Origin of the sequence: Phenylobacterium sp., from assembly GCF_031412415.1 — a bacterium.
GTDB lineage: Bacteria > Pseudomonadota > Alphaproteobacteria > Caulobacterales > Caulobacteraceae > Phenylobacterium.
The window spans coordinates 1-9,111 of record NZ_JANOCX010000413.1; the positions used below are offsets into that span (position 1 = coordinate 1).

A 9,111-nucleotide genomic window follows, 5' to 3' on the forward strand; every position below is an offset into this window, starting at 1 on the left:
GGGCTGCGCGCCCCTGCTGATCGCGGGCGGGACGCCGGGGGCGTCCGGCAATCCGGCCGCCCTGGTCACCCCACGCCTGGATGCAGGACTGGGCCCGGTCGCCAGGCTGGCGGCCCAGGCCTTCAATAGCGCCGTGAGGCTGTACGAGGCCGACAGCGTGATCGCCCGCGGCGTCCTGCAGCTGGCGGCCGGCGACCGCGACCCTGATCGCTTCGCGCGGATCGCGGCCAGCGGCCTGTTCGAGCCTGGCGCGCTGACCCCGATCGACGCCGCGCAGACCACCGCGCGGCTGGGCGAACCGGCGCCGCAAGCCCTCGACCTGCGTGCCGCCCTGGTGGTCGAACCGGGCTTGATCCTGGCCGGCTGGTCTGGTCCGGTCCTGGCCGCCGACGTCGCGCGCGTCGAGCCTCGTGACGGCGCATGGGCGATGTTGGACGCGACGGGGGAGGTGATCGCCCTGGCCGAGGCGGTGATCCTGGCCGCCGGCCAAGGCAGCGCAGCCCTGTGGCCCGACCTGCCGCTGAGACCCGTGCGCGGCCAGGCGAGCTGGACGCAGGGCGAAGAGACCACGCCGGCCGTCGCCTGGGGCGGCTATGTCCTGCCCACCCGGACCGGCGTGCTGTTCGGCGCGACCCACGACCGCGACGAGGCGGCGATCGACCTGCGGGCCGGCGACCATGAGCGCAATCGCGCCACCCTGGCCCAGGCTCTGCCTCGCCTCGCCGCCACCCTGGCTGAGGCGCCGCTGGAGGGCCGCGCCGGGATTCGCGCGACCACGCCCGACCACCTGCCGCTGGCGGGGCCCGTGGCGGGCCGCGCCGGCCTGTTCGCCCTGACCGGTTTCGGGTCGCGGGGCTTCTCGCTGGCGCCTCTGCTGGCCGAGCATGTGGCGGCCCTGGTGCTGGGCGCGCCCTCGCCCCTGCCGGCCGACCTGGCGTCCCTGGTCGATCCCGACCGCTTCCGGGCGCGAGCGGCGCGGCGGGGCCGCAATTCCGTCCCGAACGACGCGCAGACTAAGCCCTTGATCAGAGGAGACTTCGCGCCATGAACCGGACCGCGCTTTGGGTCGCCGCGGCGGCCATGATCGCCCTGGGCGGCGCCGGGGTCGCGCCTGCCTTCGCCGTGGACCCGCCGACCGCGGCGGCCAAGCCCAAGCCCAAGCGCCAGTGCTTCTTCGCCGACAACGTCTCCAGCTTCAGCGCCGTGGACGACCGGACCGTGAACCTGCGGGTGGGGGTGAAGGACATCTACCGGCTGGACCTGCTTGGCCCCTGCCACGACATCGACTGGGAGCACGAGATCGGCATCCAGTCGCGCGGCTCGTCCTGGATCTGCTCGGGCCTGGACGCGACCATCATCACCAAGACGGCCATCGGCCCGCAGCGTTGCGCGGTGCGCACGGTGACCAAGCTGAGCCCCGAGGACGTCGCGGCCCTGCCGTCCAAGCAGAAGCCCTAAAAAGATGGGCGTCGCCCGCGAAGGACGACGCCCAGTTGGCTGCCGGACCAGAACGGCGAACCGTCCTGGTCTGGAGGTAAAATCTTGATCTAGAAGGTCTTCTTGACCCCGACCTTGAATACCCGACCGAGCGGGTTGCCGTTCGTCACATCGTAGTTGTAGAAGCTCTGCGCGAAAGGCGGATCTTCATCGAGCAGGTTTTGCACGCTGAAGGTCGCCGTCGTCTCCCAAGGCAACTCGACCCTTAGGTTCAAGTCGTGCTGCCAGTAGTCTTCCAGCTTGCCGACGGACTGATAGGTTCCGGTGCCGTAGTTGTAGCGGCAGTCGGCCGTGAGGCCGGCGCTGGCATCGCCAAGGCAAGTGGCGCCCGCGAGCACGGTGCCTTCCCGATACAGCAGCTGGTAACGCAGATTCCAGCGATCGCCGCTCACGTTGATGAAGGCGTTCGCGCGGATTTTCGGGAATGAGTAGAATTCCCCGATGAGCTCGTGCTTGCCGGCGCGATCAATCGCTGGCGCGATGATGACCGAGGTATCTTCCAGCAAGGTGGTCGCGCCACGCTTGTATTCTTTCAGGAGCGTGGCCTCGCCCCCAATGGTGACGCGGGTGTCGTAGAAATCCATTCCGAAGAAATCGTCGAAGTCGTACTGGGCCCGGATGTCGAAGCCCGACGTCTTGGTGCTCTGGCCATTGACGATCTTGATGGTCTCGACCAGCAGGTTGGGCAGGTTGGCGACGCTGCACCCGCCGCTGCTGAACACAAACCGCGCCGCGAAGGCGGGTTTGGCGCAGTTCGTCGCATTGATGGCCGCGAACAGCTGTCCGGCGTCCTCGACGATCAACTCCTTCTTGAAGTCAAACTTCCAGTAGTCAACGGACGCGCTGAACCCACCGAACTCGACAAGGCCCCCGAAGTTCAGGGTGTTGGCGGTCTCGGGCTCAAGCGAAGGGTTGGACTCCGTCACGACAGCCCGATACGAGCCGCCGAGATTGCGAACACCCTTGCTGCTGCCGGGCGTCAAAGCGACCTGGCCGGGGGCGCGGAAGGTCGAACCCGCCGACCCGCGGAAGGCGAGCCAATCAATTGCCTGCCAGCGACCGGAAATACGCGGATTGGTGGTCGTACCGACTTCACCGCCGAAGTCTTCGTGACGAAGGGCGGCGCTGACCTCCAGCGTATCTAGGAGCGGGAGCCTGACCTCGGCGAACGCCGCGCCGACCCGGCGATCGACGTCGTAGTCCTTTTGAGCGCCGAAGAAGACGAACGGTCCAGACGGATTGCTGCACTGGCCCTGCTGCCCGTCGATCGAGTCGACGCAAGGCGTCGCCTCGACGTCGCCAAGACCCGACCATTCATCCTGGTTCCGGTCGAAGCGATACTGAATCCCGGCCGCCCAGGCGATGTTGCCCCCGCCCAGTTCGATCTCGGTTTCCTTGTTGATCACCGCATCCAGGACCAAGATCTGGTTGGTCGCGACGTTGGTATAGGTGCCGTATAGCCAGTTCTTCACCACCGGATCATTGGCGACGGAGGCCTGATAGTAGGGATTGGCCGCTCCGTTGATGGCGCTGACGGCTATTCCGTTGCTGAACGGGTTGATAAATTTACAGGCCCCGACGCCGGGCGTTCCAGTGCGATAGTCGCAACCAGGACCGCCAAGTCCGTTGAACGCTCGCTGGATGCGATTCACCAGAAGATCGTTAGTGGTCACTATGCCCTTGTTTTCCATGAAGGTCAGAGCGGTGTCCCAGCCGATCCCGTCCAGCATGCCGCCGTCGAACTTACCGCGGAAGCCGCCGGAAATCCGATACTGGGTCTGTTCGATGTCTTGATGGTCGGCGCCATCGGCATTGAGCGGGTGACCTTCAACCCCGATTAGCCGCCAGCCTGTCTGGCTCGCATTCACTCCGCCAGCCATCGCGGCGCATTGCGCGGCCGTCAGAGGCGCCGCGCAGGTCGTTCGCAGGGCGATCAGGCCAGGATTGTTCGCCGGAATGAAGAAGCGCGACTGGTTGTTGAAGCCCGCGGGGGTCGGAGACCCGGATGTACCGCCGCTCGCGATCGGCGTGGGGAACTGCGTCGGCAGGTTGGCAGGCGAGATCCGCTGATCGGGAACGACATTGCGATTCCAGGCCACTTCGGCATGGAACTCAACGTTTTCGGCGAGATCGAAGTTCACCTGGCCGAATAGTTGATAGTGATGCTCTTCGTTCACCAGATCGTTGAAGTGAGTGAACTGGTAACGGCAGAGCGCCGTGTTGCCCGCGGCTGTCGTGGTGGGCTTCAGAGCACCCGTCAGCTGCTGCGAGCCGAGCTCGTTGCAGCCGTTGTCACGGAACGCCACGCCGGCAGGCGAAGCATAGCTGCCTGGGCTCGCCGAACCTGACCAACCGCCGTAGAAGACCGACTCGAACGGGGTGCGCGCGAAATCGCGATCATCCACCGCCAGCCGGCCTCGCGCGCGATAGCCCGCGGTGAGCAGGACATTGCCGCTATCGAAGACCTTCCCGTAGGCGAGGCTGGCGTCATAGTCGCCGTCGGAGTCTTGGATGAAGGCGTAGTTCCCGTTGAACTCAAAGCCGTCTAGGTCTTTGCGGGTGATGAAGTTGACCACGCCCGCCACGGCGTCGGAGCCGTAGGTGGCCGCGGCGCCGTCCTTCAGGATCTCGATGCGCGCAACCGCGGCCGTCGGGATGAAGTTCAGGTCCGCGCCGCCGCCCTGGAAGGCGGCCGCCGTGCTGTCGGCTAGTCGCCTGCCGTTCATCAGCACGAGGGTTCGCGAGGAGCCGAGGCCGCGCAAGTTGATGGACGCGGTGCCGGCGCCGCCGTTGTAGCGATTGCTTTCGCCAAGCGAGGATTGCGCAGCGGTGATGGTCTTGACCAGCTGCACAACGCTCGGCGCGCCTTGCTTTGCGAGCTCCTGAACGCCGATGACATCGACCGGCTGGGACGCATCCTCAGGCGTTCCGGCGATGAATGAGCCGGTGACCACGACTTCTTCAACGGTGCTCGTCGCCTGATCCTGGGCCGAAGCTTGGCCTGACAGGCCCATCGCCAGGGCGACGGCAAGAATCGAGCCGCCGCAGAGATAACTGCTTTTCAACATTAGGTTCCCTTCCCCCTCGAGAGCCGCCCCGCTTAAAACGCGGAACATTTTTGACCCTGGAGCGGAAATATCATCGGTCGGCGCGGGCAGGAGCGCCAGTAGATTTTTCAGTATTGCAACATAACGTTGTTATAGGTGGGTCATCACCCGATCTTGGCGAGTGATCGGCGTTCAGGAAGATGTCTAAGCCTCCGATCTTGCGCCACTTTTGACCCACCCTACGCGTATCACGGCGCCGGCGGATATTGTGTCGGCCTTGCGAAACAAGGGTTTGCTGAGCTGGCGCGAGGTCATGATCGCGGCTTGGCCGCGTTTCGGCACGCAAAGACCTGCGGGGGCTCGCCCCCATCGGCCGGTGGGCTTTGAACTGTTGCCGGAAAGACGCGGCGCGCCGCAGATGACGTGAGGGCAGCCTAGATACCGCACAAAAGAAAACGCCGCCCCTCGCGGGGCGGCGTTCCAGGAAGCGCCAGTTGGACGTCTCCGAAGTCCTAGAAGCGCTTCTTCACGGCCAGCGAGTAGACGCGGCCCAGCGGGTTTCCGCTGCCCGGGTCGTAGTTGTACTGGGTGCCGATCGCGAAGGGCGGATCCTCGTCGAACAGGTTCGAAACCGACAGGGTGGCCACGGTCTCCCAGGGCAGCTCGACCCGATAGATCAGGTCGTGCTGCCAGTACTCGGCGATCTTGACCGTCGACTTCACCTGGGCGGCGATGGCGATGGAGTTGGCTTCGACCTGGGTGGTGGAGGAGACGTGCCGGACCTGCCAGCGCAGGTTATGCCCGTCGCCGGACCAGTTCATGTAGGCGTTGGCCCGCAGCTTGTTGTAGCCGGTGAACAGCGACGCGCGGTACGTGCCCGCGCGCTTCTGAACGCCCGCCGCGTTCGACGCGAAGCCCTCGATCTCATAAGGCGCCTCGTCGTACTTCAGCAGGTAGGTGCCGTCGAAGCCGGTGGTGATGTCACCGCCGAAGAACTCGCCCACCTCCAGGTTGGCCTGGAAGTCGACGCCGGAGGTCTCCACCTTGCCGCCGTTGATGTAGCTGGTGCGGTAGGAGAGGATGTTGGCCCGGTTGCAGGCCCCGGCGAAGGTGAACCGCGCCTGGACCGCCGCGTAGGCCGCATCGCCGCAACGGCCGAGAGGCGCCGCGGCGCCGCCCGGGAACATCAGGGCGATGAGGTCGGCGGTGGCTTCCGAGGTCAGAGCGTCCTCGAAGTCGAAGCTCCAGTAGTCGATGGTGCCCTTGAAGGCGCCGAAGTCCACGGCCGTGCCGATATTGTAGGTCAGCGCGGTTTCGGGCTCGAGGTTCGGGTTGCCGTACAGGTCGTTGGCCCGATAGGTGCCGCTCGCATTGGTCAGGCCACGGGTGAAGTTCGTGGTCGTGATCGTGGCGGCCGGCGCGCGGTAGGTGGTGCCGACCGAGCCGCGGAAGGCCAGCCAGTCCAGGGCCTGCCAGCGCGCCGAGGCCTTCGGATTGAACGTCTCGCCTTGGCTCTCATAGTACTCGTAGCGAGCCGCCAGCGTGACTTCGAAGTCCTCCGTGATCGGGATCAGGGTTTCGCCGAAGAGCGAGCTGATCTTCCGGTTCACGTCGTAGGGACGCAGGTTGGCGTTGAACAGGAAGGGACCGTTCGAGGTGGTCGGGCAGAACGGCGCGCCGTCGCCGTAGGGCGGGGAGTCGACGCAAGGCGTGGCGTTGGCGTCGTAGTACACGTCCGGATCCTGAATGGTCCGGTCGTAGCGGAACTGAGCGCCCGCGGCCCAGGCGATGTTGCCGCCGCCCAGCTCGATGCCGGTCTGGCCGTTGACGACCAAGTCGGCGACGAACAGCTCGGACGAGATCTCGTTGTACTGCTTCTCGTCCATCCAGGCGACGACGGAGGCGCGGTTGGCCGCCGCGTCGTTGAAGCCCGGAATGGCGCTGGAGGCCACGTAGTAGGGGTTGGCTCCGACGCGGGCGAGGCTCTCGTCGAAGGCGTTGGTGAAGGGGTTGAAGTAGAAGCAGCCCAGGGCCGCGCTGCCGGCGCCGGCGGTGAAGTTGCCGGTCTCGGCCGCGGTGCACTGGTCGGCCGCGCCGTCGCGGCTGCCGAAGCCGCGCAGGGCGAGCTGCAGCCGGTTCACCGACACGTCTTCCAGATTATAGTTGTAGTCCTGCTTCTGGTAGGTCAGCGCGACGTCCCAGCCGATCCCGTTGTCGAACTTGCCCTTGAAGCCGCCCGACACCCGGAAAGTGTCGACCTTGTAGCTGTAGTGGGCGTGTTCGTCGGAGGTGTAGGGGTTGCCGGCGAAGCCGATCGGACGCCAGGCCGTCTGGCTGGCGGCGACGCCGTAGAGGCCGGCGTTGGCGACCTGGCTTTGGGCCAGGGTCAGGCCCGTGGCGCAGGTGGCCGCGTCAACGCCGTAGGGCAGCACCGGGCCGGCGCAGTTGGCGCCGGAGATCTGCGAGATCAACGCCTGCAGGCCGGGGTTGGTGTTGGGGATATAGAAGCGCGACTGCTCGCTGGTGCCCGTGGCGTTGATCGGCGAGGTGCCGCCGCCCGGCGAGGCGCCCGACGCGTTGATCGGGGTCGGGAACTGGTTGGGACCCGTCACCGCCCAGCTTTGCAGCGGGGTCTCGTGCATGGCGTACAGGACTTCGATGTTCGCCGAGATATTGTCGGTGACGTCGAAATTGAACTTCCCGTAGGCCTGATAGTGGTGCTCGTCCTCAACCAGGTTGTCGAAGGCCGTGTACTGGAAGTTGCACGAGGTCGGGCTGACGCTCGCCGAGCCCAGGACATAGGGCGCGCCGCCATTGGCCGCGCAGCCGATGTCGGGCAGGGAGCCCGTCAGCGAGCCCGCCGCGAAGTTGGCCGCGCTGGTGGCGGTGTTGTACTGGCCGGGGTTGCCGGTGCCGGCCCAGCCGCCGAGCGGGTTCTCAAGATAGCCGTTCGGGCCGGTCCGGATGGCCCAGTCGCGTTCGAAGATCGGCATTTCGGAGCGGCGGCGATAGCCGAGGCTGATCAGGGCGTCGGCGCGCTCCCATTTCTTGCCCCAGGCGATGGAGCCTTCGTAGTCGCCGTCCGAGCCGCTGATGGCCTGGTACTGGGCCGACACTTCGAAGCCGTCCAGATCCGTGCGGGTGATGAAGTTGACCACGCCGCCGATGGCGTCGGAGCCGTAGGTCGCCGCCGCGCCGTCCTTCAGGACTTCGACGCGGCCGATGGCGGCGTCGGGCAGCAGGTTGATGTCCACCGAGTTCAGGCCCTGGGGGGAGACAGGCACCCGACGACCGTTGAACAGCACCAGGGTCCGCGCGCCGGTGACGGCGGAGTTCAGGCTGCGAAGGTTGATGGTCGCCGCGCCCGAACCGGAGCCGAAGCGGTTGTTCTCCCCGATCACGGCGCCCGACGATGGAATGGTCTTGATGAACTGGACCATGGTGGGGGAGCCGCGTTGTTCCAGCTCCTTGGCGCCAATCACGTCGACGGGGAGGGCCGCGTCTTCCGGCGTACCGGCGATGAAGGACCCGGTGACAATCACCTCCTCCACCGTGCTTGCATCTTGGGCTGCCGCGGCGCCGGACACGCCAAGCGCCAAGGCGACGGCCAAAATTGAACCGCCGCAGAAATATCTGCTCTTCAACATCTAGGTTTCCTTTCCCCCTCGAACCCGCGCCCCGATTGAAATGTGAGCGCTTATGGATGTTCGAGTATGGCGATCATCCGTGCAGTCGAAGTTACGCGCTAGAGGCTTGTTTCAAAGGTTTCAGACTTGAAACAACTTGCGCTTCGCTGTATAATTTTGACGTAACGATGATTTTGACGGGTGCGCGCCATACCGCGTTGCGGAGAAATTTTCCGCTGAATATCTCAAGCCTATAAGTCGTTGCTTTAATTGCAATTCTAGGTGACTAAAGCACAACCGAACATTGTTCGGATCATTCCTGACCTTCGAAACAGTCGCGCACCTGGCGTGAGCTCGTCACCGGGCGCCTCGAAACAGGTGTGGCGCCGAGGCCGCGCCCCGAAAAAAAGGGCGCCGCTAGGGAAACCCAGCGACGCCCGTGAAGCCAGAACCCGCCCGAATGGGGCAGGCGGTATCCCTAGAATTTCTTCTTTACGCCGACCTTGTAGGTGGGGCCGAGCGCGTTGCCGGTGAACGGATCGTAGTTCAGGTCCAGCCGCGCGAAGGACGGATCCTCGTCGAACACGTTGTCGACAGAGAGGTTGACTGTGGCGTCCCAGGGCAGGAACACCCGGTAATCGATCTCATGCAGCCAGGTCTCGGCCACCTTGGCGCCATTTGGCTGGATCGCCCCATTCACTGGGTTGGGGGCGAAGATCGAGGTGCGCTGGTCGATGTAGGAGTCGATGTAGTTCACCGTCCAGCGCAGGCTGTGCGGACCGGTGGTGAACTCGGCGAAGACCGAGCCCTTCAGCTTCGGAAGCGAGGTGACCGAGAGCTGATAGTTGAGGAAGCCGGCCGCGTCGAACGCCTTCTCCACCGTCACGCCGCCGATCACGAACGGATCGACCTTGTACTCCAAGGTGTAGGTCACCGATCCG

General features: G+C 65.2%; 4 protein-coding genes and 1 pseudogene. 2 read left to right on the forward strand and 3 right to left on the reverse strand.

Translation table 11 applies throughout. The features are described 5' to 3' along the window. Together RMO04_RS19240 and RMO04_RS19245 are read left to right on the forward strand one after the other, a co-directional pair. Positions 1 to 1,048: FAD-dependent oxidoreductase (locus tag RMO04_RS19240; protein WP_309646383.1), on the forward strand; the 1,048-nt coding region annotated here is incomplete at its 5' end. Then, on the forward strand, positions 1,045 to 1,458 hold the full coding sequence (locus tag RMO04_RS19245) for a DUF6491 family protein (protein ID WP_309646384.1): 414 nt from the start codon (positions 1,045 to 1,047) through the stop codon (positions 1,456 to 1,458). The genes RMO04_RS19240 and RMO04_RS19245, both read left to right, overlap by 4 nt. Before the next feature lie 89 nt (positions 1,459 to 1,547). Here RMO04_RS19245 and RMO04_RS19250 read toward each other — a convergent pair whose 3' ends face one another. The 3 genes and pseudogenes from RMO04_RS19250 to RMO04_RS19260 all read right to left on the reverse strand — a co-directional run. Further along, positions 1,548 to 4,565: a TonB-dependent receptor domain-containing protein gene (locus RMO04_RS19250; RefSeq protein WP_309646385.1), complete on the reverse strand. Its 3,018-nt coding sequence runs from the start codon at positions 4,563 to 4,565 to the stop codon at positions 1,548 to 1,550. A gap of 491 nt (positions 4,566 to 5,056) precedes the next feature. Beyond that, a complete protein-coding gene (locus RMO04_RS19255) occupies positions 5,057 to 8,191 on the reverse strand; it encodes a TonB-dependent receptor (RefSeq protein ID WP_309646386.1) in 3,135 nt (1,044 codons plus the stop codon). Positions 8,192 to 8,648: 457 nt separating this feature from the next. Then, a pseudogene (locus RMO04_RS19260) lies at positions 8,649 to 9,111 on the reverse strand (TonB-dependent receptor); the annotation flags it as partial.

Coding starts and splice junctions, on each gene's coding strand:
- RMO04_RS19255 (WP_309646386.1), bottom strand. CDS start 8,191: ATGTTGAAGAGCAGATATTTCTGCGGCGGTTCAATTTTGGCCGTCGCC.
- RMO04_RS19250 (WP_309646385.1), bottom strand. CDS start 4,565: ATGTTGAAAAGCAGTTATCTCTGCGGCGGCTCGATTCTTGCCGTCGCC.
- RMO04_RS19245 (WP_309646384.1), top strand. CDS start 1,045: ATGAACCGGACCGCGCTTTGGGTCGCCGCGGCGGCCATGATCGCCCTG.